The sequence below is a fragment of the Neisseria sp. genome (assembly GCF_030523955.1).
GTDB lineage: Bacteria > Pseudomonadota > Gammaproteobacteria > Burkholderiales > Neisseriaceae > Neisseria.
Genome location: NZ_JAUNHL010000016.1, coordinates 28,516 through 54,562 on the forward strand (window position 1 = coordinate 28,516; position 26,047 = coordinate 54,562).

Annotated in this window: 23 protein-coding genes; 9 read left to right on the plus strand and 14 right to left on the minus strand. The window is 54.5% G+C overall.

Features of this window, described 5'->3' with window-relative positions:
• Positions 1–14 precede the first annotated feature (14 nt).
• The 3 genes from ispE to Q4C79_RS04985 form a co-directional block, all read right to left on the minus strand.
• Positions 15–860 carry a 4-(cytidine 5'-diphospho)-2-C-methyl-D-erythritol kinase gene (ispE, locus tag Q4C79_RS04975; RefSeq protein WP_303089920.1) on the minus strand — a complete coding sequence of 282 codons (846 nt, stop codon included), beginning with the start codon at positions 858–860 and terminating at the stop codon, positions 15–17.
• Positions 857–1,447 carry an outer membrane lipoprotein LolB gene (locus Q4C79_RS04980; protein WP_303089921.1) on the minus strand — a complete coding sequence of 197 codons (591 nt, stop codon included), beginning with the start codon at positions 1,445–1,447 and terminating at the stop codon, positions 857–859. The genes ispE and Q4C79_RS04980 overlap by 4 nt, the downstream gene beginning before the upstream one ends.
• A gap of 120 nt (positions 1,448–1,567) precedes the next feature.
• Positions 1,568–3,397: a tetratricopeptide repeat protein gene (locus Q4C79_RS04985; RefSeq protein WP_303089922.1), complete on the minus strand. Its 1,830-nt coding sequence runs from the start codon at positions 3,395–3,397 to the stop codon at positions 1,568–1,570.
• A 264-nt stretch (positions 3,398–3,661) separates the two neighbouring features.
• Between Q4C79_RS04985 and Q4C79_RS04990 the strand changes: the two genes are divergently transcribed.
• The 5 genes from Q4C79_RS04990 (at position 3,662) to Q4C79_RS05010 (ending at position 8,908) form a co-directional block, all read left to right on the plus strand.
• On the plus strand, positions 3,662–4,273 hold the full coding sequence (locus Q4C79_RS04990; protein ID WP_303089923.1) for a CoA pyrophosphatase: 612 nt from the start codon (positions 3,662–3,664) through the stop codon (positions 4,271–4,273).
• A 53-nt stretch (positions 4,274–4,326) separates the two neighbouring features.
• The gene (mutM, locus tag Q4C79_RS04995; RefSeq protein WP_303089924.1) at positions 4,327–5,148 is read left to right on the plus strand and encodes a bifunctional DNA-formamidopyrimidine glycosylase/DNA-(apurinic or apyrimidinic site) lyase; all 822 of its coding nucleotides are present in this window, start codon (positions 4,327–4,329) and stop codon (positions 5,146–5,148) included.
• 204 nt (positions 5,149–5,352) lie between these two features.
• On the plus strand, positions 5,353–6,144 hold the full coding sequence (locus Q4C79_RS05000; RefSeq protein WP_303089925.1) for a 1-acyl-sn-glycerol-3-phosphate acyltransferase: 792 nt from the start codon (positions 5,353–5,355) through the stop codon (positions 6,142–6,144).
• A gap of 229 nt (positions 6,145–6,373) precedes the next feature.
• Entirely contained in the window at positions 6,374–7,111 is a 738-nt protein-coding gene (locus Q4C79_RS05005) for a glutathione peroxidase (RefSeq protein ID WP_303089926.1), read from the plus strand.
• Between the two features lie 351 nt (positions 7,112–7,462).
• The gene (locus Q4C79_RS05010; protein ID WP_303089927.1) at positions 7,463–8,908 is read left to right on the plus strand and encodes a dihydrolipoyl dehydrogenase; all 1,446 of its coding nucleotides are present in this window, start codon (positions 7,463–7,465) and stop codon (positions 8,906–8,908) included.
• A 135-nt stretch (positions 8,909–9,043) separates the two neighbouring features.
• Here Q4C79_RS05010 and Q4C79_RS05015 read toward each other — a convergent pair whose 3' ends face one another.
• The 6 genes from Q4C79_RS05015 to pilB all read right to left on the minus strand — a co-directional run bounded on the left by Q4C79_RS05015 (position 9,044) and on the right by pilB (position 14,600).
• Entirely contained in the window at positions 9,044–9,622 is a 579-nt protein-coding gene (locus Q4C79_RS05015) for a hypothetical protein (protein ID WP_303089928.1), read from the minus strand.
• A gap of 103 nt (positions 9,623–9,725) precedes the next feature.
• Complete coding sequence (yacG, locus tag Q4C79_RS05020) at positions 9,726–9,902, minus strand: DNA gyrase inhibitor YacG (RefSeq protein ID WP_303089929.1); 177 nt, start codon at positions 9,900–9,902, stop codon at positions 9,726–9,728.
• 139 nt (positions 9,903–10,041) lie between these two features.
• Positions 10,042–10,641, minus strand: coding sequence for a dephospho-CoA kinase (gene coaE / locus Q4C79_RS05025; RefSeq protein ID WP_303089930.1), 600 nt, complete (start codon positions 10,639–10,641; stop codon positions 10,042–10,044).
• Positions 10,638–11,504, minus strand: coding sequence for an A24 family peptidase (locus Q4C79_RS05030; protein ID WP_303089931.1), 867 nt, complete (start codon positions 11,502–11,504; stop codon positions 10,638–10,640). Before Q4C79_RS05030 ends, coaE begins: the two co-directional genes overlap by 4 nt.
• Complete coding sequence (locus Q4C79_RS05035) at positions 11,504–12,751, minus strand: type II secretion system F family protein (protein WP_303089932.1); 1,248 nt, start codon at positions 12,749–12,751, stop codon at positions 11,504–11,506. The genes Q4C79_RS05030 and Q4C79_RS05035 overlap by 1 nt, the downstream gene beginning before the upstream one ends.
• A gap of 169 nt (positions 12,752–12,920) precedes the next feature.
• Complete coding sequence (pilB, locus tag Q4C79_RS05040) at positions 12,921–14,600, minus strand: type IV-A pilus assembly ATPase PilB (RefSeq protein ID WP_303089933.1); 1,680 nt, start codon at positions 14,598–14,600, stop codon at positions 12,921–12,923.
• Between the two features lie 384 nt (positions 14,601–14,984).
• On the opposite strand from pilB, the gene Q4C79_RS05045 reads away from it, so the two are divergent.
• Entirely contained in the window at positions 14,985–16,091 is a 1,107-nt protein-coding gene (locus Q4C79_RS05045; RefSeq protein WP_303089934.1) for a conjugal transfer protein, read from the plus strand.
• Positions 16,092–16,112: 21 nt separating this feature from the next.
• Positions 16,113–16,586, plus strand: a complete 474-nt coding sequence (locus Q4C79_RS05050; RefSeq protein ID WP_303089935.1) for a low molecular weight protein-tyrosine-phosphatase — start codon at positions 16,113–16,115, stop codon at positions 16,584–16,586.
• 75 nt (positions 16,587–16,661) lie between these two features.
• On the opposite strand, the gene Q4C79_RS05055 is transcribed toward Q4C79_RS05050, so the two are convergent.
• A complete protein-coding gene (locus tag Q4C79_RS05055) occupies positions 16,662–17,387 on the minus strand; it encodes a 16S rRNA (uracil(1498)-N(3))-methyltransferase (RefSeq protein WP_303089936.1) in 726 nt (241 codons plus the stop codon).
• Between the two features lie 169 nt (positions 17,388–17,556).
• Here Q4C79_RS05055 and Q4C79_RS05060 point away from each other — a divergent pair, with 169 nt between their 5' ends.
• Both Q4C79_RS05060 and Q4C79_RS05065 read left to right on the plus strand, forming a co-directional pair.
• Positions 17,557–18,345, plus strand: a complete 789-nt coding sequence (locus Q4C79_RS05060; RefSeq protein ID WP_303089937.1) for an inositol monophosphatase family protein — start codon at positions 17,557–17,559, stop codon at positions 18,343–18,345.
• A gap of 466 nt (positions 18,346–18,811) precedes the next feature.
• Positions 18,812–19,177, plus strand: a complete 366-nt coding sequence (locus Q4C79_RS05065; RefSeq protein WP_303089938.1) for a hypothetical protein — start codon at positions 18,812–18,814, stop codon at positions 19,175–19,177.
• An 81-nt stretch (positions 19,178–19,258) separates the two neighbouring features.
• Here the strand turns inward: Q4C79_RS05065 and Q4C79_RS05070 are convergent, their stop codons facing one another.
• The 4 genes from Q4C79_RS05070 to aceK all read right to left on the minus strand — a co-directional run bounded on the left by Q4C79_RS05070 (position 19,259) and on the right by aceK (position 25,821).
• Positions 19,259–20,791, minus strand: coding sequence for a helicase HerA-like domain-containing protein (locus tag Q4C79_RS05070; protein ID WP_303089939.1), 1,533 nt, complete (start codon positions 20,789–20,791; stop codon positions 19,259–19,261).
• 421 nt (positions 20,792–21,212) lie between these two features.
• Positions 21,213–22,553: a DUF3482 domain-containing protein gene (locus Q4C79_RS05075; RefSeq protein ID WP_303089940.1), complete on the minus strand. Its 1,341-nt coding sequence runs from the start codon at positions 22,551–22,553 to the stop codon at positions 21,213–21,215.
• A 40-nt stretch (positions 22,554–22,593) separates the two neighbouring features.
• On the minus strand, positions 22,594–23,943 hold the full coding sequence (locus Q4C79_RS05080; RefSeq protein WP_303089941.1) for a DUF2868 domain-containing protein: 1,350 nt from the start codon (positions 23,941–23,943) through the stop codon (positions 22,594–22,596).
• Between the two features lie 111 nt (positions 23,944–24,054).
• The gene (aceK, locus tag Q4C79_RS05085) at positions 24,055–25,821 is read right to left on the minus strand and encodes a bifunctional isocitrate dehydrogenase kinase/phosphatase (protein ID WP_303089942.1); all 1,767 of its coding nucleotides are present in this window, start codon (positions 25,819–25,821) and stop codon (positions 24,055–24,057) included.
• Between the last annotated feature and the right edge of the window lie 226 nt (positions 25,822–26,047).

Here is a 26,047-nt window from a genome sequence, read left to right on the forward strand (position 1 = left end):
ACACTTCAAACGGGTCAAATATCAAACAACGGGTGAGCCGGCAGCCCTTCAACGCAATATGCCTGATATTTCTCAGAAACTCGGCGGCAGATTATTTCCGCTTCCGCCCTATTATCCACAGCGACAAACACACAAGAACCGGAACCGGTCATCAAGGCATGGCCGTATTTTTGCAGCTCGGAAAATGCAGCAAACACCTGAGGATATTCTTCGAACACAACGGCCTGCATATCGTTTCTAAAAGGCCGCAATGCTTGAAAGCTCGAAATTATGCTGGGTTTTGAATTACGCGTCAAGTTTTTATGTGAAAAAATCTTCTGCGTGCTGATGTGCACTTCGGGCCGCGCCACAACATACCATTGTTTCGGCACTTCGATCTCGCTGAGCTGTTCGCCTATGCCTCTGGCAAACGCATTTTTTCCGAAAATAAAAAAAGGCACGTCCGCCCCCAGCTTCGCACCCAAGCCAATCAGCTGCTGTCTGTCGAGGCCGCAGCGCCACAGTTTGTTCAACACCAAGAGCACCGCGGCGGCGTCCGAGCTGCCGCCGCCCAAGCCGGCCCCCATAGGAATGCGTTTCTCCAGCCAGATATCCGCGCCTTGCCTGCTCTGGGTGCGGCTTTTCAATAACTCGGCTGCGCGCACGGTCAAATCTTGTCCGGCCGGCACACCTGCAACCGGCGTATGCAAAACAATTTTTCCGTCGCCGCGCACTGCGATATTCAATACGTCATACAGCCCGATTAAGCAGAAAATGCTTTCCAACTCATGATAACCGTCTGCCCTGCGGCCGGTTATTCTCAAATCCAGATTCAGCTTGGCCGGTGCTAAAAAAGCCGGGACGTCTGCCGGCGGAGTCATCGCGCGCTCCGCGCCGCGCATTGCGAAGGAGCCTGCCCGCCGGCCGGCAATATTTGCATGGTATCGAATACCAGCCGCAGCGTCAGCTTGCTGCTTTCCAGCAGCAAAATGCGCGGCATGCCTTTTTCATTTAATTGGCGGGAAATCGTCCAGCCGGATTGTTGCAGCTTTCCGTCGGCAGTAATCCGGTACGGCTCTCCTTTCACCCGTTGCCCTGCCGCCCAAACGTCCAGGTATTGCACCGGCAGATCGTATCCCAGCAAGCGTTCGCTCAATTCCTTCGGCGTGGCCGCGCTGAATACTTTGCCGTTGCCGTCTACCGCCAACACGCCTTGCGCATCTTGGCAAAGCTGGCCCACCGTACTGCCCAGCGGCGTATTGACATCAATGGTTTGCACGCCGTTTTGGTAAGTCCAATCGAAATTCGCATACGATCCTTTTCCCTCCGCCTTCACGGCCAAACGCCCTCCGGCGCTGAAATCCCGCCGCTCCGCCTGTTCCTGCCAGCCCTCTGTTTTCCGGTCGACCGTCGCACATGCGCCCAATGCCAAACCGAGCAGTATGCCCGAAATACGGCGGATATTCATATTACTCTGCATCTTCATCACCCATATCAATGCCTGTCTGAAAAGAAATATGGAACACAAATGCCTGTCTGATAAAGAAATACCACAGCTTTCAGACAGGCATTGCCCTGCGTATGAACATTACTCGGCCGCCGGCAAGGTTGCGCCCAAGCGTTTCATGGTTTCGCGCAAAACGTTTTGTTTGCCTTCTTTTTCGGCCAACCCTTTGCGGAACACGGCTCGGGCTTTGTCCTTCTCGCCCAGCCGCCAATATACTTCGCCCAAATGCGCCGCCACTTCGGGATCGGGCTGTTTTTCGAATGCAAATTCCAAATAGGGCAGTGCGGCCCGGGAATCGCCTTTGATGAAATACGCCCAGCCCATGCTGTCGTTAATCGCAGCTTCTTCGGGCTCCAGCCGGTATGCCGACCGGATAAGTTCGAATGCTTCGTTTTTATCGCTTTGCGGCATACCGAGCATGGTATAGCCCAAAGCATTCATGCCTTGGGCGCTATCCGGCCTAAGCTCGCGGTAACGGCGCAAATCGGCAACGGCTTTGTCCGGTTCGTTCAAACTGTCGGCATACAGAATGGCGCGCTGGTATAAAACGTCGGCCAGTTTGTCTTGGCTGTTTTTCTGCGTGTGCACTTTTTGGTAAAGCGAATCGAGCTCCTGCAGAGCCCGCCGCGGATTACTTTGTTGCGATACGGCGAAAATCTGCAGGCGGAACAAATCGGCATCGGTAAAAAAATTGCCCTGTTGTTCCGGCAGCCCTTCCGCCGCCCGCACATACCCGCGCGCTTTCTGCCAATCCCCGGCTTCCGCCTCAATGGAAGCGTTCAACACCGCTTTGTCAAACGCATAACCGGGCGCCTTAATCCGTGCCGCCCACTCGCGCGCCGCTTGGTAGTTGCGCGCATCGGCGTTACGCATGGCGGCTACGGCAGCCGCCCGGCTGCGCTGCTCCTGCGTACCGGTCTTGTAAGCCTGCTCCAGATAAGACAACACCACAGGCAGCGCGGCCTTTTGGTTAATCGCCAAAAACGCAGCCTGCATATAGAGATCCGCATCCGGCGCCTCTTTCAACAGCTGCTGCAGCAAACCGTAGGCTTCGGCGTTTTTACCCGAATGGACCAACGCTTCCACTTGGAGCTGGCGCCACATCGGAGAAAGTTTTTCCGCATCGGCCCCGGTAAAAAAGCGGTTCAGGATTTCCGGATTTTGCCGGCCGATCAGGCGCAGGGTGAGCAGGGTGGGCGGTGCAATCTGGGTGTCCAGCTCGGTCAGCCGCTGCAAGGCCTTCACCGCACCGCGCTCATCGTTGGAAAGCGCGCTGAAAATCGCATTGGCAATCACCGCTTCGGGCATATCGGGATACGCCTTGGTTTCCCGCTTCACTTTACTGCCGATGCGCTTGGCAAGCCCGGGGCTTTCCACCGCGGCCTGCGAAAGCTGCAGGAAGAGCTTGCGCTTGTTTTCCTCTCCGGCCGCCGCCATCACTTTGTCGAAGCCCCGCTGTGCTTCATCGAATTCTTTCAAGGCCAAACTGCGGGCAAATGCCATACGTTGCTGCGCCGCTCCCGGCTGCGGCTCGATTTCGCGCCAACGCCGGTAAACCGCCTCGGCCTGATCGTATGCGTGCAAACCCAAAGCCATTTCCATCGCCCGCTCGCCCACCGCCGGATCCTGAGTGCGGTTGAAGGCCACCATATAGCTGGCCAAAGCCGTGGCCGCGTCGCCTTTTTGCAAAGCGACTTCGCCGCCGAACAGCGTAAAGAGCTCGCCGGCCCGCTGCACCACTTGCCTGCGCCGTTCATGTTCGCTGACCGGCAGCGGACCGATTGCCCCGTCCGCCTCTATCCGGCGGTAGTCCGAGGTTTGCGGCGCAGCACCCGAAGCGAAACCGGCAGCCGGACAGGCCAGCATCAGAAGCAGCGCAAGCGGGCGCAGGCGTTTTTGGAAAAAAGGCATAACACTTCCCTTTGGCGTAACAAGATTCGGCGCCCGGCATATTCCCGCCGGGTAAAAACAAAGCGCTACTTTATCACAAGGCTTAAGGCCGGGGCGACTTTTGCAACAATTAACGGGATGCGCATCCGGCCTTTCAGACAGGCATCTAAACAAGCTTATAATCGGCTTGCCTCCCATGAATTCCCGATTGACAAAAGAAGGGACCTGCACCGTAAAATTCTGTATTATCGGCGATAAACAATGCCTGTCTGAAAGCATGCCGCCATGGACCAAACCGACTTAAGCCGTTTCCTGCAAAGCCTCTCGCAAGGGCAATCCGCGCTGCCGAACCGGCGCAACGCCCTGTTCGACCCTGCGCAACCTTTCCGCCATGCCGCCGTACTGCTCGGCATCGTACCGCGCAACAAAGAATGGCAGGTGCTGCTCACCAAACGCGCCGACACACTGCGACTGCACACCGGCCAGATTGCCTTTCCCGGCGGCGGCCGCGATCCGGAAGACACCTCGTTTGCCGCCACCGCCCTGCGCGAAGCGCACGAAGAAGTGGGCACGCCCCGCGATGTGTGGCAAACATTCGAAGCCATGCCGCCTTGGTATACGCCCAGCGGATACGCAGTGCACACCGTGCCCGCACTGGCCCGGCAGGAGCCCGTACTCACACCCGATCCCGGCGAAGTGGCCGAAGCGTTCTACATTCCGCTCTCGGTCGTACTCAACCCCGCCCTCTACCGCCAACGCAGTTTCACCCACCTCAACCGCACGGTTCAAACACCGTCGCTCTCCTATCTTCATTACGACATCTGGGGCCTGACCGCAGGCATCCTCTATACGCTGGCCGACCGTTTCGCTCAAGGCAACACCGCAAATCCCGCTTGAATTATCCCGCCGCCGCACCCATAATCCTCCCATCCATTCACCGGCCAGCCCCCATGCCCGAACTGCCCGAAGTCGAAACCACCCTGCGCGGCATCTCTCCGCACATCAGCGGCAAAACCGTGGCCGCCGTCCTTGTCCGCCAACCCAAGCTGCGTTGGCACGTGCCCGCCGGTTTGGCCGGAACATTGGAAAACCAAACCCTCATACGGTGCGGCCGCCGCGCCAAATACCTGCTGCTGCATTTTCAGACAGGCATTCTGATTATCCATCTGGGCATGTCCGGCAGCCTGCGTATTTTCACGCCCGGCACGGCCCCCGCAGCAGGCAAGCACGACCATGCCGATTTTGTCTTTACCGACGGTACCCTCCTGCGCTACCGCGACCCGCGGCGCTTCGGCGCCATTTTATGGTTTGCCGGCATTGCCGAACACCACCCCCTCCTCGCCAAAGCCGGCCCCGAACCCTTGGACAGCGCATTTGATGCGGACTATCTCCACCGAAGCCTGCAAAAGCGCAAATGCGCCGTCAAGCTTGCCATCATGGACAACTCACTGGTGGTCGGCGTAGGCAATATTTACGCCAACGAAAGCCTGTTCCGCTCGGCCATATCGCCCCGACGCCCGGCAAACGAAGTTACCCGCAAAGAGGCCGCCTTACTGTGCCGCGAAATCAAAGCCGTATTGCAGCGCGCCATCGAAACCGGCGGCAGCACCCTGCGCGATTTCGTCGACAGCGAAGGCAACAGCGGCTATTTCCAGCAGGAATACGCCGTGTACGGCCGGCACAAGCTGGCCTGCCCGAACTGCGGCAGCCCGATACAGAAAACCACCCTCGGCCAACGCGGTACCTTTTTCTGCCCGCACTGCCAGAAATAGTTTTCAGACAGGCATAAAGCCAAAAGCGCAATACAATGCCTGTCTGAAAATAATATTATAAGAAACAATACCTTTAAAAAATAAAATACAAACCTTAACAACCTGCCGGATAAGATTGCTTTTGCAGCGCAACCTGCTACACTACTCAATCCTTCCAACACAGCAAACCGTGATACAGCCATATCAAAACCACTACGCATACCAATGTCTCACCACAAAACGCCCATCCTGCAGCGCCTTCGCCGCCTCTGGCGCCTCAGCAGCCTCATCATCAGCCAAAGCCGCCTGTTTACCCGCCCCGAATCGGCCGTTGCCGAAACCCGCAACCGCATTTTGGCGCACATCGGCAGCGAAGCGCTCAAAATCCTGAATGTAAAATTACATATCAACACACCGCCCGCCGTTCTGCCTTCCAACAGCCTGGTGGTTGCCAACCACGTATCCTGGTTGGATATTTTCGCCATCAGCGCACTGTGCCCCAGCAGCTTTATCGCCATGAAGGAAATGCAGTCGTGGCCCCTGCTCGGAAAAATCGCCACCCATGCCGGAACCGTATTCATCAACCGCGGCAGCCGCAAAGACATCGGTCCCATCAATGCCGCCATCGTCGCCTCGCTGCAAGCCGGCCAAAACGTCTGCTTCTTCCCCGAGGCCGCCACCTCGCCCGGCACCGGCCTGCTGCCCTTCAAAGCAGCACTGTTCGAATCGGCCATCCAAGCCCAAACGCCCATCCAGCCCATCGCTTTGCGTTATTACAACGATGTCGGCCTGCGCAGCACCGTACCGTCGTTTGCCAACATCAACCTCATCAAATCCATTTGGCGAGTGCTTTCCATGCAGGAAATCCTGATTACCGCCGATTTCACCCCGCCCATCGTTCCCGCCGAACATCCCGGCCAAGACCGTTTCGCCCTCAAAAGCTTGGCCGAGAGCCGCATCCGCAGCAAAGTTTACGAAGATTCGCCCGAACCTGAGCCTCATTCCGACAATTCGTAATTTTTCGTAAACGACATTGAACTGTCACAATCTTTGCCCAACATGGAAAACATATGTAAACCCGCCCCGGCTTTGTTTTTGAAATTATAAATCAATATTTGATTTTAAATAAATTTATATAATAAAGATTATTTGAACTATAAATCAGCCGTCGGTCATCGGCAGATTATAATAGTGACCGATGAAACACGAAGTTTTTAATCCCAACATACTGTAAGGAGTATTGATTATGGCATTGCAAGACCGTACCGGCCAACAAGTACCGAGCTGCACCTTCCACACCCGCGTAGGCGACTCTTGGAAAGACATTACCACCGACGAATTGTTCAAAGGCAAAAAAGTCGTGGTGTTCTCCCTGCCCGGCGCATTCACCCCCACCTGTTCGTCCACCCACCTGCCCCGCTACAACGAGCTGGCCAAGGCATTCAAAGAAAACGGCGTGGACAGCATCCTGTGCGTATCCGTCAACGATACTTTCGTGATGAACGCCTGGGCCGCCGACGAAGAATCCGACAACATCACCATGATTCCCGACGGCAACTGCGAATTCACCGAAGGCATGGGCATGCTGGTCGACAAAAACGACCTCGGCTTCGGCAAGCGCTCTTGGCGCTACTCCATGCTCGTCAACGACGGCAAAATCGAAAAAATGTTTATCGAGCCGCAAGAGCCCGGCGATCCGTTCAAAGTGTCCGATGCCGACACCATGCTGAACTACCTTGCTCCGAACTGGAAATCGCAAGAATCCATCGCCATTTTCACCAAGCCGGGCTGCCAATTCTGCGCAAAAGCAAAAAAAGCGCTGGAAGACAAAGGCTTGGCCTATGAAGAAATCGTATTGGGCAAAGATGCCAGCATCGTATCCGTACGCGCCATCACAGGCAAAGCAACCGCCCCGCAAGTGTTCATCGGCGGCAAATACATCGGCGGCAGCGAAGATTTGGATGCTTACCTCGCGGCCCAATAATCCGTTTCGCCAAACTTAAGGGCTGCCTTGTGGCGGCCCTTCTTAAAATCGAAAACGTAAAATGCAAGCTTTTATAGCCGACCAACACAGAACGAAACAAGGCAGCAAGGCCGTATCGTCCTTATTTTAAATGACTATAAAACCCCTTCCGCCTGTTTTTATCATGCTTTCCTTACTGATAAGCGCTTCCCGAACAGGCACACAACCGGAAATCCGCTTTTTCAGACAGGCATAGGGCGGATAAACTTATTTGGAGACAAGGCCGGCGGCACGCATTGAAATAAGCAGGTTCACTATCACTGTTAAGATAAAATGCCTGTCTGAAAACCTACCCTCCGAAAGGAAAAACAGATGAAAAAAATCAAAGCAGACGTAGCCGTTATCGGCGGCGGCACCGCCGGCATGGGCGCTTTCCGCAACGCCCGCCTGCATACCGACAATGTCTACCTCATCGAAAGCCACGCGTTCGGCACCACCTGCGCCCGGGTAGGCTGCATGCCCTCCAAACTGATGATTGCTGCCGCCGAAGCCCGGCATCATGCCCTGCATACCGACCCATTCGGTATTCATCTGGACAAAAGCAGCATCACCGTCAACGGAGAGGAAGTGATGCGCCGCATTAAAACCGAACGCGACCGCTTCGTCGGCTTTGTAGTGAGCGATGTAGAAGAATGGCCGGCCGACAAGCGCATTATGGGCAAAGCCGAATTCGTGGACGAACACACCATCCGCATCGACGGTCATACGGAAATCACCGCCGACCGCATCGTGATTGCCACCGGTTCGCGCCCATATATTAACGAAGAATGGCAAAAAGCCGGCGACCGGCTGATTATTAACGACGACGTTTTTTATTGGGACACCCTGCCTGAAAGCATAGCCGTATTCGGCCCGGGCGTTATCGGATTGGAGCTCGGCCAAGCGCTGCACCGCTTGGGCGTCAAAACCAAAATTTTCGGCCGCAGCAAACGCTTGGGCGGAATCTCCGATCCCGTAGTATCGGCCGAAGCCCAAGCCGTGTTCGGCGAAGAGCTGGATTTGCATTTGGGCGTATGCCCTTCGGTGGGCCGCACACCGGAAGGCAAAGTGGAAATCACCTGGTCGGAAAACGGCCGAGAGCATAGCTATACCGCCGACTATCTGCTGGCCGCTACCGGCCGCACCCCCAATACCGACAATATCGGTTTGGAAAATTTGGATATCGAATTAGACGGCAAAGGCGTGCCCAAAGCGCATCCGCTGACCATGCAAACCAGCATTCCGCACATCTTCATCGCGGGCGACGCCTCCGACCAGCTGCCTTTATTGCACGAAGCCAGCGACCAGGGAAAAATCGCCGGCCAGAATGCCGGCACCTATCCCGAAATCGGCAACGGCCTGCGCCGAAGCCACATCGGCGTGGTATTCAGCGATCCGCAAATCGCCTTTGTCGGTCTCAAATTCAGCCAAATCGAACAACGCTACAAAAACACGGATTGCGTAGCCATCGGCGAAGTATCGTTCAAAAACCAAGGCCGCAGCCGCGTGATGCTGGTCAACAAAGGGCATATGCGCATTTATGCGGAGCAAGGTACCGGCCGCTTTATCGGCGCCGAAATCGTGGGCCCTGCCGCAGAGCACCTCGCCCACTTGCTGGCATGGGCGCATCAGCAGAAAATGACCATTCCGCAAATGCTCGATATGCCGTTCTACCATCCGGTTATCGAAGAAGGCCTGCGCACCGCCCTGCGCGACGTAGCGGCCAAACTTACCCTTGGCGAACAGCGCAGCGAATGCGCGGAATGCCCGGGTGAATAAACATCCGATACAATGGAAAAATGCCTGTCTGAACACTTTTTCAGACAGGCATTTGCATAGCCGGGAAAACCGATTGTTCGAAGCACGGCGGCAAGCCGCAGGCAATATCTTTGAACTTGCGCCATACAAACCGGATTACAATAAACGCCAAAATACCATTTGTAAACCTTGGTAAACCAAATCGCACCAAGCTTCCAACCACTGTGCCGATACCAAAACCAACCCGACCGCAATTAAATAAGACGCCCCCGCCAGCAATAACATCAGATTACTGTTGGTACGCGGATTGCCGCTCAGGTTGGGCAGCGGATTATCCCGCAAATACAGGCCGTAGAGATATTGCGCAAACACCAACCCCAATACCAGCAAGCCCAAAGGTCTGAGCAAAAAGCCCAAGGCGGCGGCAAAAAATCCGAGCTTGGCCAAAATTTCACCTGCCGGCCAGCCCAAACCGGCATCATTGCAGCGTTTGATCAATAATTTATGCTGGTAGAAAACCAATACGCATCCGACAAGGATAAAACCGGTCAAGCTTCTTTTGATATTCAACGACAATACGGCAACCAGATAGCGGCCGGTTCCAGACGAGGCATCGAGCATTCCGCCAATCAGCAACATCATCAACAACAAGGCAACCGTAGCCGGCAAACAATAGGCGGCGAATTCGGCCCTGCTCAAACGGTTGTCTGAAAATCGGTTTTTATGCGGTTTCATAAACGGATTGATATGTATGCTAAACGGCTTTAAGAAAAAAATTTCCAATCTAATGCGTGTTTATTGTAACCCTGAGGCGGGCTGCGCTTTCCGTTTCTTAAACTTATGACTCGGAAAATCCGTCTTCCTCTATGGCTTCCACTTTAAAATCCTCATTTGCCCAAGCACCCAAATCGATGGTTTTACAGCGTTTGCTGCAAAACGGACGGTATGGATTGGTTTTAATCCAAGCTACCTGCCCGCCGCATGTCGGGCATTTTACTATCAATATTTCCGCCACTGCCTATCCTTTCTCGCCAACCCTATCAGTGAAAATGTACGTTCAAATTACCGCAGAATATAGCGGGCAGATTTTGTTGCCCTTTGGCGGCTTACAAAACCACCTTCTTCAGGCCGGGCGAAACAGCACCGCATATTTCTTATTTCAACCGGCTATAATAGAGATGGAACCGCCCTACTTTGGCAGCCAGCTCTTCTTCGGTACCGTTGTTAACCAATATGTCATCGGCTGCCATACGCCGCTGCCAATCCGCCGCCTGCGCCGCCATAATCCGAAGCACAGCCTCTTCTGTCAAATTACTGCGCCGCACCACCCTCTGCAACCGGATTGCTTCTTCACTTTCAACCACCAAAACCCGGTCAACGGCTGCTTTGAATGCCGGCTTCTCCACCAATAAAGGGATTTCGATTACACCGTAGCCGGCATTCGGATAAGCAGCCTTCCTGTTCTTGATCTCTGCCAGTATCAAAGGATGCATCAGCGCTTCCAAATCATTGCGCGCTTTATCCGAAGCAAATACCAAATCGCGTAAAGCCGCCCTTTTCAGACAGGCATGATCATCAAACAAATCATCGCCGAACTGCCGGCGTATACCGGACAGTGCCGCTCCGTTTTCAGCGGTAAGGCTGCGGCTGACGGCATCCGCATCGATAAGCGGTACGCCCAAACGCAAAAACTCGGCAGCCGCCTTTGATTTGCCGCTGCCGATTCCGCCGGTTAATCCTACCCAAACAGTCATGCCAACCCTGAAGAATTAAGCCACCATGAAATACCTTTTTGCAAAGGCCCGTTTCCCACAAAAGCCAACCAGCCGGCAATGGCCAAACTGGGACCGAAAGCAATCTGCTGCTGCGTATTGGCAATCCGCAGAACAATCGATGCCGCCAAACCGACCAACGCCGCTGCAAAAATAATCGCCGGCAACGTACTGATGCCGAGCCAGGCTCCGAAGGCGGCAAAGAGCTTGAAATCCCCGCCTCCCATACCTTCGACCCCGCGGATTTTTTTAAAAATATAATTGAGCAGCCAAAGGCTGGTATATCCGGCTACCGCCCCTAAAACCGCTTGGCCAAGCGGTACGAACGCATCGTTCAGATTATAAATCAAACCCAACCAGATTAAAGGCAAAGTCAGAGAATCCGGCAGGTATTGCGTATCCGCATCAATGAACGTCAAGGCCACCAGCATCGCCGTGAAAACCAAGCCGCCCAAGGTAAGCCACGACCAGCCGTACCGGAAAGCAACGATGCCGAACAAAACACCGGTAAGCAGTTCCACCAAAGGGTAGCGGAGGCTGATATGTGTTTGGCAATTTCCGCATTTACCTTTCAATAAAAGATAGCTGGCAATCGGGATATTCTGCCAAGGCTTCACCGGCTTTTCGCATGCCGGACAGCGGGAAGGCGGATAAGCCAAAGTGAAAGGTGCCCGTTCTTCCGGGGTTGCGTCTAAATTCAAATGCTCTTTAGCAAACAGCGTCCATTGTTTTTCCATGATTACCGGAACACGGTAAATGACCACATTCAAAAAACTGCCTACCAACAAACCGAGCAAAACGGCCAAAGGCACTGCAAAAGGTGCGTAGATTTCCGATACCATCATCAACCCACAACATTACCCAAATTAAACAAGGGCAGATACATCGCCACCAGAATCACACCGATAATGGAGCCCAACACTACCATAATAATCGGCTCCATTAACGAAGAAAGCTGGGCCACCGCGTTATCCACTTCATCTTCGTAAAATTCCGCCGCTTTGTTCAACATGTCTTCCAACGAGCCGGATTCTTCGCCGATGGAAGCCATTTGCAGCACCATATTAGGGAAAAGTTCGGTACTCTGCATACTGGATGTAAGCGACATACCTTGATTCACTTTGGCACGGATGTCATGCGTACCTTCCTCATAAAGAATATTGCCGGAGGCTCCCGCCACAGAATCTAAAGCCTCCACCAAAGGTACGCCCGCGGCAAACAGGCTGGATGTAGTGCGCGCCCAACGGGCAATCGTTGCTTTTCTCACGATAGAACCGAAAATCGGCACCCTCAGCAGCCACGCATCGACACGGCGCTGCAATTTTGGCGAATGCTGTACCGCTTTAACGGCAGCGACGACGGCGCCGATCATCACGATAATAATCAGCCAACCCCATTCCACGAAAAACCGTGAAATATTCATCATAATCTGAGTCAGCCCGGGCAGTTCCGCACCCATGCCTTCGTATACTTTACCGAATTCCGGCAGCACGAACATCATCATCACCATTACCAATACGATGGCCACCACGACGATCGCAATCGGATAAGTCAGCGCGCTTTTTACTTTCTTTTTAATCGCCTGCGTTTTCTCTTTATAGAGGGCAAGTTTGTCGAGCAAACTTTCCAACACGCCGCCGGCCTCGCCTGCGGCAATCAAATTGCAGTAAAAACGGTCAAAATATTTCGGATGCTTGGAAAAAGCCTGCGCCATCGGGCTGCCCTGCTCCACGTCGCCCCGAACTTGCATCAGCATTTGCGTCATGGAAGGGTTCGAATGGCCGCGGGCCACGATTTCGAAGGCCTGCATTACAGGCAGGCCTGCTTTCATCATGGTAGCCAGTTGGCGGGTAAAGACAGTAATGTCTCCTTGGGTGATTTTTTTCTTGCGCGTACTTTTTACTTTGCTGACACGCAAAGGCTTGATGCTGCGCCGCTGCAATTTTTTGCGCGCTTCCTCTTCGTTTTTCGCCACCACTTCGCCGCGCACGATTTGGTCTGTCAGCGTGTTTTTGCCTTCAAATGTAAAACGCTTGCCTTTTTCTTTCGTACCTATACCGAAAAGACCGCCCGTAGTTTGATTTGATGCCATTTATTATTACCTTTTATCTTATATGTATATTTTTGCACTGCGTTTCGAACAGTTTGCCGCTTTATCCATAGCCGAAATACTAACAACCAATACCAGGCGGAAAACCGCAGACGATAGATACGGCTAAGGTGCAGCGACGCCGCAGTGGGATTGAAATATTTTGGCTATATCATTCATTCGTATTGCCCAATACCTCTTCCAAAGAGGTCAGACCTTGCATCACTTTTAACAAGCCTGCCCGGCGCAAATCCACCATACCTTCTTGATAGGCCATCTGCTGGATATCCACTTCGTTGCCCCCCTCCATGATGACACGTTGCATTTCTTCGGAGATGGGCATCAGCTCATACACGCCGGCTCGGCCTTTGAAACCTTTGCCCCGGCACCGGTCACAGCCGACCGGGCGGTATAAAGTCCATTCTTTTGCCAAATCCTCATCAGTAAAACCGGCCCGTTTCAACGCCTCAGCAGGAGGGCGGTCTACTGCCATTTTGCAATTGCACAAACGCCTCAGCAGACGCTGAGCCATAATCAGGCTTACCGAGCTGGCAATATTGAACGGTGCCACGCCCATGTTAAGCAGCCGGGAAAGCGTTGCCGGCGCGTTATTGGTATGCAGCGTGGAAAATACCATATGGCCGGTTTGCGATGCCTTAATCGCAATATCGGCGGTCTCCAAATCGCGAATCTCCCCCACCATGATGATGTCCGGATCTTGGCGCAGGAAGGCTTTCAATGCAGAGGCGAAGGTCAATCCCTGCTTCTCATTCACGTTTACCTGGTTGATGCCCGGAAGGTTAATCTCCGCAGGGTCTTCCGCAGTGGAAATATTGACGTTTTCCGTATTCAAAATATTCAGGCAGGTATAGAGCGATACCGTTTTTCCCGAACCGGTCGGGCCTGTAACCAATACCATGCCGTAAGGCCGTTGGATCGCATCCAGCAAGAGCTCTTTTTGAAACGGTTCGAAGCCGAGTTGGTCGATATTTAAAGTAGCCGCATCCGAATTCAGGATACGCATCACTACTTTTTCCCCGAACAGGGTGGGCAGCGTATTTACGCGGAAATCTACCGGGCGGCCGTGTTTTGAAAATGCAATTTGTATGCGGCCGTCTTGCGGTACGCGCTTTTCGGAAATATCCAAACGCGCCATTACTTTAATCCGCGAGGCCAATTGCCCGCGTACCGACAGGGGCGGCTGCACCACTTCGCGCAATTGTCCGTCTACGCGGAAGCGTACACGCGCCACTTGCTCGTAAAATTCAAAATGGATATCCGACGCTCCTACGCTGAGCGCGTCAGACAAGGTTTTATGGATAAAGCGGGGAATGGGGCCGTCTTCCGCTTCTTCATTATCTATATAGAGTGCTTGAGCAAGTACCGCCGAGCCTTCCTGCTCTTTGCTCATTTCTTTCAAAATCGAAGTGGAACGCTGGTTCTGCCACTCTAAAATCGTAGCAAGCTGGTCGCTGCGCACCACCACCAGATCGAAGGTCACGCCGGCGCTGAACGCAATTTTTTGATAAGTTTGAATCTGCGTGGGATCGGCAACGGCCAAAAATACTTTGCTGCCCCTTCTGAAAATCGGCAGACAACGGTTTTCCAGCATGGCCTCTTCCGACAAAATATCGGCCAACACATTGCTTCTGGGATAAAAAGACAAATCCAGCAAAGGATAGCTGAACACCCTTGCCAGCAATTCCGCCAATGCTTCGGGCGTGATGATGTTTGCCTCAAACAGCATAGGCGTAATGTCTTTGTTCTGTTTCAGCGCCTCCTGGAAACCGGCTGCCTGATCATTGGAAATAATCTGGCTCTGTACTAAAACACGAAGTAAACCTGCGCTCATTTTGTTCAACCAATCTGAAGCTTGACTGCGCGGCAAAGCCCGCAACCAAGTGAGTCCCCGAATATAAAGCTATTAAAATTATGCATGGAATGCGATTATAAAATAAGTTGCCATCTCATCATACCGGCTTGCTTAACTTTACCTAGCAATATGCGGCATTGGGAAAAATCTATGTCTGTTTCATTAAAAAAATTGCAACTATTTTACGACAACTTCATTCCCCGAGGCCGTCCGGTCCGGCAAAGCAATTTTAAAATTGGCCATTTCCGCGATTTCAGATGCCTGTCTGAAAATGCGTACTGCGTGCAAACCCGTTTTTCACTTTGCTATATAATCCGTTTCTGATTCCCGCACCACTGCGCCCGCAAACCCAAAGGCAAACACATGAATCCGCACATTCTCCCCGACACCCGCCCCTACCCCGCCGATCCCGTGAAAAACGAGTTGCTGCTGTACGCCAACCAAATTGCCGAAGGCAGAGGAGGGGCACAATCCAAGTTGGCCCAAGAATCGCTGCGTGCCGCCATCTACGGCATGTTCAAGCAAAACCACTACCTCGGCCTCTCCGTAGCCATGAGCATGGCGCCCAGCGCCGCCGCTTACCGCGCCCTTCTCGACAACCTCGACAATGTATTGCAGGCAAAAACCGACGAGGAAGTCCAATGGTTTGCCCTGCCTGTCATTCTGGTGGCCGGCGGCGGCCGAGACATTAATTTGAAAACCGACGCCCCGGTCATAGAACTGGCCGCCTGTCTTGCCAATTATCCGCACACCCGCGCTTTGGCGCACGCCGCTTGGTTGCCGCAACTGGTTTCCTCATCCCGCCTCTCGGCCGTAAACGCCGGTCAATGGTTCGCCGCCAAACAAAGCGCTCAGGCCGCAGCCGGATTCGCCGCTACCTTCGCCGCGGATGACCTGCCTATTCCTTCAGGTCAATCCGTACATGTTGCCTTTGCCTTAGGCTACGGCGACCGCTCCGTCCAAAGCGTGCTCGGCACCAATCTGCGCAATGCCGCCCTGCCCCTGATGCAGGTTTGGCAGGAAAACCTCACCGTGCCCAATCTCACTTTATTCGCCAACCCCCTGCCGCCCGCCGCTCCGCTTCTGGCACTGGCCGAGGGGAGCCATATGCGCCTGCGCATGGCCTTGGATGTATTTGCCGCCAACGCCATCCGCGCCGTACGCCTGCAAAGCCCGCGCGTCGGCGTGGTGATGGCGGCGCAAGCCGGCGGCCGCCTTTTATTCGGATTCGGCGCCACAGACCAAAGTTTCGGGCTGCAAAACCAGGTGTTTTCATGGCCACTTTCCCCTGCGGAGCATATTGAAACCGTGCAGCAGGATTTTCTGGATTTGATGGTGGAGTGCCAAGTGGAGCATATCCGCCTTTTGCACAATCCGCTGCCTGAAAACGGCGAACTGCCCGACTACGGGCAAGCGCTCAAGCTTGCCGGCCACAATCCGCTGTTTGCCGACCCTGCCCGCGCGTCTTAACCCTGACACCGGTATTGAAAAATGCAAAACATTCTTTTCGTCTGCCTCGGCAACATCTGCCGCTCCCCCATGGCCGAATTCGTATTCCGCCACAAAATCGCCCGTGCCGGTTTGTCGGACCGGATTGCAACCGCCAGCGCCGGCACCTCCGGCTACCACGACGGCGAAGATATGGACCGGCGGACCGCCGCCGTATTGAAGTCCCGCGGCATTGAGCCTGCCGGCTTCGCCAGCTCGCGCGTGACCGCCGCCGATGCCGGCAAATACGATTTGTTCATCGTCATGGACGATGGCAACCTGGCCGCCCTGAAAACCATCATCAACGTACCCGACGGCCGCATTGCCAAGCTCACCGACTTCATCCCGCAATCCGGTTACAACATCGTACCCGACCCTTACTATTCCGGCGATTTCGAAGAAACTTTCCGCCTAGTTGATGCAGGTACCGATATTTTGCTGGAGAAACTCAAAGCCTCCTCCGGCACACAATCCTAAGTATCGTCCATGCCTGTCTGAAAACAAACTTTCAGACAGGCATCCGCATCCAACACCGGCAGCAGGCAGACACGCTCAAACGAAATCGCCCCACAAAGTCTGCATCGCCGCAATCGCGGCCAAAGCCGCCGTCTCCGTGCGCAAAATCCTCTTGCCCAGCAATACCGGCCGGAAATCCGCCGCCAGCGCCAAAGCCTCCTCCTCAGGCGTCCACCCGCCTTCCGGCCCCACCATAAACACGATTTTGCGCGGTGCCTCCGCCGCTTCGCACAGGCTCTGCGCCCGGTTCGGCCCCAAAAGCAAGCGCACGTCACTTTCAGGCAGGCATTGCAACATCTCTCCGAAACCGGCCGGCGGCAGCACCGGCGGCACCACATTGCGTCCGCTCTGCTCGCAGGCCGACACCACAATCTCCTGCCAGCGCGCCACGCGCTTTCCGGCCCGCTCCGCATCAAGCTTCACAATGCTGCGTGCGGCCCATACCGGAATAATCCTCCCAACGCCGAGCTCCACACTTTTTTGCAGTGTAAAATCCATTCTGTCGCCGCCCGAAACCGCCTGTACCAGCGTAATGTCCAGCGAAGATTCCTTATCTGCCGCTTCCTGCCGCAAAACCTTCGCTAAAGCCGAACGCTTGTCCAAACGCTGCAGCTGCGCAGGATAAGCGCAGCCGTTGCCGTTGAACAAAACCACCTCGCTGCCTTCGCGCAAGCGCAGCACATGGATATGGCGTACCACATTATCGGGCAGCGCCACTTCCGATTCGGGCGAGAGCCCGCCATTAATATAGAAACGGGGCATGTTTTCAAAAGGAAAATGGGTTAATATACGCTAAGGATTATACCCAAATCATACGCATTCATAAAAAGTTCCTTACTTTAATGAATCTACGGTGAAAGAGGATAAGCGCCCGGCCGCCGGCAAAAACGTAGATTGCGTGTTTTCCGCTTTAAAGATTAAAGGACAAACCATGTTAAACCGATTGCAGACGCTGGTGCGCGAAGTGGCGCGTGCCGAGGTAATGCCTTACTTTCTCAACGTAAGCGTCAGCCGAAAGAAAGACGGCAGCATTTTTTCCGAGGCCGACCTGGCTTCGCAAGCCGCGTTTGCCTACGGCCTGCCCAAAATTATCGACTGCCCGATGATGGGCGAAGAAATGACCGACATCCAACAGCGCGAGCTGTGGAAACATGCCGCAGACGGCCTTTGGGTGGTCGACCCCATCGACGGTTCCAACAATTTCATCAACGGCATCCCCCATTTCGCCCTCTCCGCCGCCTACATCAAAAACGGCCGCGCCCGGCTCGGCGTCATCTACAACCCGGTCAACGACGAATGCTTTTACGCCGAACGCGGCAAAGGCGCCTTTCTCAACGGCCGGCCCCTCCCCCTGCACAGCATGGAAAAAAAACTGCAGCACGCCATTGCCGGAGTAGAAATCAAACACCTGCGCTCCGGCAAACTGTCCAGCCGCATGAACACGCTCCCGCCCTTCGGCAGTATCCGCAGCTTGGGCAGCAGCACATTGGACTGGTGCTACCTTGCCTCCGGCAGATACGATGTTTACGTGCACGGCGGGCAGAATCTTTGGGATTATGCCGCCGGCGCCTTGATTTTCGAAGAAGCGGGCGGCCTGTTGGCCACCTTGGAAGGTGACGAATTCTGGAGCGGGCGCCACGTATTCAAGCGTTCCGTCATCGCGGCCATCCAGCCCGGCCTTTTTTCAGCCTGGCTCAAGTGGATACGCGAAAACCAATAGCCCGCACGGCGTTTTGCCGCTCTTTAATTAAAAATATAAATTGATATTCGAATTTCAATATTTAACACTATTTAAAATTAATTCAGTTATAATTCAATCGTCTCACAAAGGTTGCGACACTCCATCTCAACCCGAGTAAGTACGACATTTCCCGTATATGTATTTGCCATTCTCGCTTCCGAGCCTGAATGGTTTTTTTTCGTGCTTATCAAAAATAATTTCAAATCAAACACATAGCAAACAAGCTTATTTCCCCTGCGCAAAGCCCTGCCATATGCATTACCGCTGCGCACCTGTTTTTGCTATGATGGGCCTGTCTGAACATATCCGGACACAGCAATCTATAGTCATTTAAAATAAGAACGATGCGGCCTTGCTGCGCCTTGCCGTACTGTCTGTACTGTCTGCGGCTTGCCGCCTTGTCTCGTTCTTATTTTCGTCGACTATATAACACAAGGAGAACACCATGAATGAACGCCCCACACCAGCCGAAGAAATGGAAGAGCAAGAATACGCCCTGCTCAAACGCGACCGTCGCGAAGACGCAGAGCAACGCAAAGCCGCGGCCGAAGCCGATGCCCGCGCAAGCACCGTACAGGAAGTCGGGCAAACCGAAAGCATACGGCCGAAAGTAGCGCTTCATACCGACCGGCTGTCCGAGCAGCATGAGCCTACGCCGGCCGACGAAATGGAAGCGGAAGAGCAGGAATTGGTGATTGAAAATTCGGTGGACGACGTGCTTACCTATGCGCAAAAACCGCTCAGCGACGCGGAAATAGAAGCACAAGCCCTGACCCGCCCGGACGAAATCAAGCCGAAGCCGGAAGCATAAGTTCCGCCGCCCCATGAACAATGCCTGTCTGAAACCTTTCAGACAGGCATTGTTGCAACCAGATTTATTGTTTACACGGCTTTATTTCATCATATTTTTAATCACGCCCATAATGCTGCGCGAAATCGCATTGGTGACTTGGCGGTTGATTTGGCTGCCCACCGAATCGGCCAAATCATAAGCCATGCCTTGGTTGGACTTTTTACGCCCGCCGAACAAACCGCCCAGAAGCCCGCCGACGATGCCGTCTTTTCCGGCAGCCTCTTTGGGCGCCGCTTCTTTGGCGGCAGGCCGGCTTTCTTCGGTTTTCGCATCATCCGGAGCAGTTTTGCCGGCCGCCAATTCCTGCAAAGCCTCGTAGGCGGAATAATTGTCGATCATGTCTTTATAGCCGGCATACAGCGGGTCTTTTTGGAACAAGGCATTGCGCTCTTCCGCCGCCAGCGGGCTCAACTGCGACTGCGGCGGCATGATGTTGGCACGCTGCACCGTGCCCGGCATCCCTTTTTCGTCCAAAAAAGACACCAAAGCTTCGCCCACGCCCAGCTCGGTAATCACCTCGGCTACTTTCAAATCAGGATTGCTGCGGAAAGTATCGGCGGCGGAGCGTACGGCTTTTTGGTCGCGCGGAGTAAAGGCACGCAGAGCGTGCTGAACACGGTTGCCGAGCTGCCCCAAAATGGTGTCGGGCAAATCGAGCGGATTTTGGGTAACGAAATACACGCCTACGCCTTTGGAACGGATGAGGCGCACCACCTGCTCCACCTGCTCCACCAACGCGGGCGCCGCGTTGTCGAACATCAGATGCGCTTCGTCGAAAAACATCACGAATTTGGGTTTGTCCAAATCGCCCACTTCCGGCAGCATTTCAAACAATTCGGCCAAAAACCACAACAAAAACGCGCTGTACATACGCGGGCTGCGCATCAGCTTTTCAGAATTCAGGATATTGACCACGCCTTTGCCGTTTTCGGCCTGCATCCAGTCCTGCAGCTTCAGCGCGGGTTCGCCGAAAAAATGTTCGGCGCCTTCTCCCTCCAGCGTCAGCAGCTGGCGCTGAATGGCACCCACGCTGGTGGAAGACACATTGCCGTATTCTGCGCGGTACTCTTTGGCATTGTCGGACACATGTTGCAGCATGCCGCGCAAATCTTTCAAATCAATCAGATGCCAGCCGTTGTCGTCGGCCACTTTGAACACCAGGTTCAGCAGCCCCTCCTGCGTTTCGTTCAGATTCATCAAACGGGCCAGCAGCATCGGGCCCATTTCCGAAACGGTAACGCGCACCGGAATACCGGTTTCTCCGTACACATCCCAAAAGCGCACCGGAAACCCGCTCAAATAAGCATCGCCCAAAGCATATTCTGCGATGCGCTCGCCGATTTTACCGCTGCCGTCGCCGGCCTTGCCGATGCCGGACAAATCGCCTTTTACATCGGCCAGAAAAACAGGTATGCCCTGATTGCTGAACAATTCTGCCATTTTTCTCAGGGTCACGGTTTTGCCGGTACCGGTGGCGCCGGCAATCAGACCGTGGCGGTTGGCCATTTTGCCGATAATGTCTATCGGCTGTTTGTCGTTAACGGAAAATGCGACGGTAAACGGAGTGGTCATAATTTGAAATCCTCGGAAACAAAAGGCGATGGAAGATGCCGCATTTTAGCCGATATACATACCTCGGTTTGCAAAGATATGTTCAGACAGGCATTTTCTAGTAAGCAAAGAGGAGCATGCCGAAGAACTCCCTCAAACAGACATGCCGTTTTTATCCATGCCTGTCTGAAATTTTATTTCAGACAGGCATTTGCCATAAAGCAAATAAAAAAATGCACACATTCTTTTAGGAATGTGTGCCAAGTCTACAAAGGAGAAATAGAGGAGAAACTGCCGGAAAAGCGATATAACTTCTCCGACGGTTGTTATTTTCTACCATTTTTTGCCTTGCGTCAATGTTGTTTTGTTTCAATTTAAAAATACGGCGGATTTTGTTCCGCGCTTGCAACATTTTTCAGACAGGCATTGCCCGAATCCGCTTTCAAAGCTGCAATTTCCTGGCTAAAGCGGCCGCAGCGTCCGCACGCTCGCGCCGGCTGCCTTCCGTCTGCCCGGTATTCAAAGAAGACCATTTGGGCTGGTTTCTCGCTTTGCCCAGTTCGCCGGGCAGACGCGAGGGCTGCCACGGAGTTTGCCCGCTGATAAGCCGGATTTGGCTTTGCGCCGCATGTCCGCGCTTTTGCAGCGCAAAGAGCAAATCCAATGCGCGGGCGGCCAAAAGAGTGAGGCTTTCCGGATCGATATACAGCGTTTGCCTGCCGCTCAGTTTGTCGGAAATATCCTGCATATTCGGCAATACGCCGCCCAAAATGCCGCCGATGGCGGTGCCCAGGCCCAGCGAGCCGCCCAGTGTCACCATATCTACGCCAAGTCCGATTAAAGCGCCGGTGGCGGCACCGGTGCCGGTGCGGATGCCGTAGGTTTTGAGCAGGTCGGCATCGAACGGGTCTTGCCGGAATTCCTGCAAAACCCATTCTCCGCTGTCGATTTCGTCATGGTAAAAGCGGTAGTTTTGAAACAATTGCTGCTGAAACGTGCGTTCGAGCTGGCGTACGGCGGCCTGCATTTTGGCCAGAACATGCTCGGGCGGGTCGTTTTCGTCGATCTCCTGTTTGTAGGCGGCCACATCGAGCAGGAAATGGGCGATGTCGCGGCGGGAATCGGCATCAAGCCTGGCCCACTCGCGCCGGCGCATGTCCGCCAGATTGTCCAGCATGCCGCGATCGGGCAGCATGGTGGCCAGATTATCCCACAGGCGCAACTCGCCTTCGAAATCGAAGGCAACGGTGTCGAAGCCGCTGTATACATGCAGGCCGCGGCGCGCCAGCATGGTGGTCCATTCGGTCAAATCGCGCCCGTCGGTGAAGTTGAACACCGGCATTACCGGCTTGGCACACCATGAAAGTACGGTCAGCTCGTCTTTATATTTGTTCAGCACCGGCTCGCGCGCATCGATGACATACAGCGCCATATCGCTTTGCAGCAGCTGGCGCAGCACTTTGGCTTCTTGGTTGAAATCGCCGGCGGCTTCGGCGCTGTCGAGAAACTGCTGCAGCCTCTCTATACCGTCGCTGCGTGGGGACGTATGGTTTTCCAGCCAATCCAGCACGCCGCCGGCATCTTCCAAACCGGGCGTATCATAAAGGCGCACCAGAGTCTGCGCGCCGTTGCTGATGAGCGCTTCTTCCACATGGCGCGTGGTGGAGGGTGCGTTTTTCACTTCGCCGAACCGGCTGTCGCGCAACAAAGTGCGCAAAAGCGAGGTTTTGCCGGTATTGGTGTGGCCGACCACGGCCAATGATAAAGGGATTTCGGTTGTCATGTCGGATTGGAGGATAAAGATGTTTTCAGACAGGATCGGCTTATTCTTCCGGCCCGGCCAAGCGTTCTTGCTGGCTGACGCGCGGCGGGTTGAGCCACGGCAGGCCGCGCCCGTTCAAGGCCTGCTGCCATTGCGCGAGGCTTTCCTGCAAACCGTCCGGCGCGGGATGGCCGCACAAAAGCTGCACCACCGCGCCGCCTGCCGCCGCTTCGGCCAAGCCCGTGATTTGCCGCAGCACGCCGCGGTCGGGCACGGTGTGCGCACGCACGCCGATTAAAAGCTGCACCGGTTCGGCCTGCAGCCCGGCTTTGAGGGCGGCTACCGCATCGCGGTTGTCGGCACAGCCTTTGTCAAGCCATTCCTGCCCCAGAATATGCTTGAACCAATGTGCGTCCGGCCATGCGGTTTCTAGCATCACCGCCCATTTGGCCGCATGGTTCAGGCTGATTTTCGGCGCCACCGCAGCGATGCTTTCTTTTTGCGTATCCGCATCGACAACGCGTTTCTGCCATTGCTGGATGATATTCTGATAATACGGTTTTTCCAAAGGCAGTGCGGCGGTTTCGCGCTTGGCCATGATTTTGCAGACCAACCAAGCGGCAACGCGCGGTACGATGCCGTAGCACACGATGCTGCCGATAAGCAGCCCGCCCCATTGGCGCGCGGTTTCCGTGCTGCTGGCCATCCGGCTGCCGAGCACCGCCTGTTCGTCCGGCACGGGAAAACCGAGCAAACCGGGCAGCCAGGCGAGCAGCTGCACCACCGATACCGACGCCGCATCGCTCAGCAAGGTACTCTCCCAGTTGAACGTATATTGGCGCACCAGCAGCAATAATAATGCCGCCGCCAACATGCCGGCCAAAGCGGCCAGCCACAGGCGGTGGCCGGCTTGGCCGAGCCGCCAGCGGGTGGCCGGCTGCTGCCATTGGTCGTTATAGAGGCGCACAATGGCTTGGTTTACCGGATCGCCGCCGCGCAGCCATGCGGCGGGATTGGACAGAAAACCGGCGGGTTTGCGGCGCGGTATCAGCATGGCGGCGCACCATACCGCCAGCATCAGCGTATGCAGGCCGAGCACGCCGGCGAGCAGGAAGAAAAAATTCAAGCCGCTCTGCTGCATCAGGCCGAACGTGCCGGAGAAACCGATAACCAGCCAAAGCGCCGCCGCGCCCGCGGCCAGCCAACCCGCCGTGAGGTCCACCCGGGCCAGCGTGTCCTGCAATTTGCGGTCGCTGTCTATCATCTGGGCGCGGCGGATGAGTTTTTCTTCATTGCTGCCTTCGGCCTGCCGCAATACATCGGTAATCGGCTGCGGGTCGGCCGCGAAAATATAGCCGCGCTCCTGCAGCAGGCGCACAAGCTCGGCAAGTCGGATGGAAGGTTGTATCATTGTTTAACCGTGGGGTTGGAACACTCCGGAACAAGAGGGCGATTTTAACATAAGGCAAAGCCTGTCTGAACACACTCCGTACTTTCAGACAGGCATCCTCATTGCGTACAGTCACACATCCGTCCTGTCCACCAATCCGGCCTCCGTTTTCTCCGGCCTAAAGCGCACAGATTGCGGATAAGGATAAAAATCATCCATCAGACCCTGCATCAGCCGCTCTTTTTTGCCCTGCCAGAATTCGGGCGTGAGCAATTCCTTATGGTGCTGCAAAAATACCTGCCGCACATCCGGCTCGCCAAGCAGAAACGGCCCGAACTCTTCGGGAAACACATCGCCTTTGTGCACCGGATACCACACTTCGCCCGACATTTCCATTTCGGGATTCGGTGCCGGCGGGATTTTGCGGAAGTTGCAGTCGGTCATGTATTCGATTTCGTCGTAGTCGTAGAAAATCACGCGGCCGAAACGGGTCATGCCGAAGTTTTTATACAGCATGTCGCCCGGAAAAATATTGGCGCTGGCCAGCTCTTTCAGCGCGAAACCGTAATCGATGACCGCGGCGGCCTTTTCCGCCGGCAAAGCTTTTTGCATAAAGAGGTTGAGCGGTTTTAAACGGTATTCGATGTAAACGTGTTTGATGACCACCCTGTCTTCCGTTTCCTCAATCTGGCTGGGCGCCAACGTGCGCATTTCCTCCAAAAACGCCCCGTCGCAACGCGACTTGGGCAGCGGCACATCGGAAAATTCCAGCGTATCCGCCATCCGCCCGACGCGGTCGTGCTTTTTCACCAACAGGTATTTTTGGCGCACATATTCCCGGTCGAAATCCTTGTTCGGCCCGAAGGTATCTTTAATCACCTTGAACACATAGGGAAACGAAGGCAGCGTAAACACGCTCATCACCAAGCCTTTCACGCCCGGCGCCAAAATGAATTTATCCTGCGAATTGCTAAGGTGTTGGGTGAACTCGCGCCAGAAGATGTTTTTACCCTGTTTGTGCAGGCCCAAAAGCGTGTAAAAATCGCCGTCGGAGCGCATCGGCAGCATTTCGCGCAAAAAGCGCACATAAGCGCTGGGCACAGGCATATCCACCAGAAAATATGCCCGCGCAAACGAAAACAGTACCGAAATCTGCTTCGGATCGAACAGCGCCGCATCAATCTGCAGGCGGCCGGCGGCATTGTGGGTCACGGCCAGCGCAAACGGATATTTGCTGCTGCCGTTGACCATCATCCCCAAAACATAAGCCGATTTGTTGCGGTAAAACGCCGAGCTCAACACCTGTATATGCAGGTTCAATTCCTTAGGCGGCCATTCTTCTTTCAGATAATGCTTCGCCGCACGCAGGATGCCGCCGATGTCTTCCCGCACGTTTTCAAACGGCACCGCCCAGCCGAAATAATGCAAAATCTTGCGCAAGCAGCCGCGCAACCCCTGCGTGTCGGGATAAAACGATTGGAAAATCGGCTCGTCCGAATCAATAAATTCGGTACTGGTGGCGGGCTTCACGAAAATAAACTGGTTATCGAAATACTCCTTGGCCAAAAGCTTGGTCGATACCGAATTGAAAAACGTTTCCGCCAATTCCGGCTGCTTGTGGTCTATCAGCAAGGCTATGTATTCCTTCTTCGCTGCCGCCCATACCTCGTCCGGCAGGCAGCCTGCATCCCATTTTTCTCGCAACACCGCCACTGCTTCCGCCACACGCTCGTCATACATTTGGATGCGCAAAGCCACCAGCTCCTGAATCCCCTTCCAATCCGCAGCCTCAAACAAAGCCTTCGCCTGTGCCGAGACGGCCCGGTAGAGCATGTAGTGGCGGTTGAACCCCGCCAGCATGGTTTCGGCCACGGCTTTGGCCGTTTCGTGTACGTTCATTGTTTCTTCCTTCGTATGGGTTTGTTATGAGCATGTAGCCGCCTGTAACGATATGATGGTTTTACCCTTTTTGCAAGCAAAATGCCTGTCTGAATATTTTCAGACAGGCAAAGACTTTTGCCGAACCGGCAGATGCGGATGCAGTTCAAGGCGCAGCAGCACGGCGGCCTAATATAGTCATTTAAAATAAGAACGATACGGCGTTGCTGCGCCTTGCCGTACTATC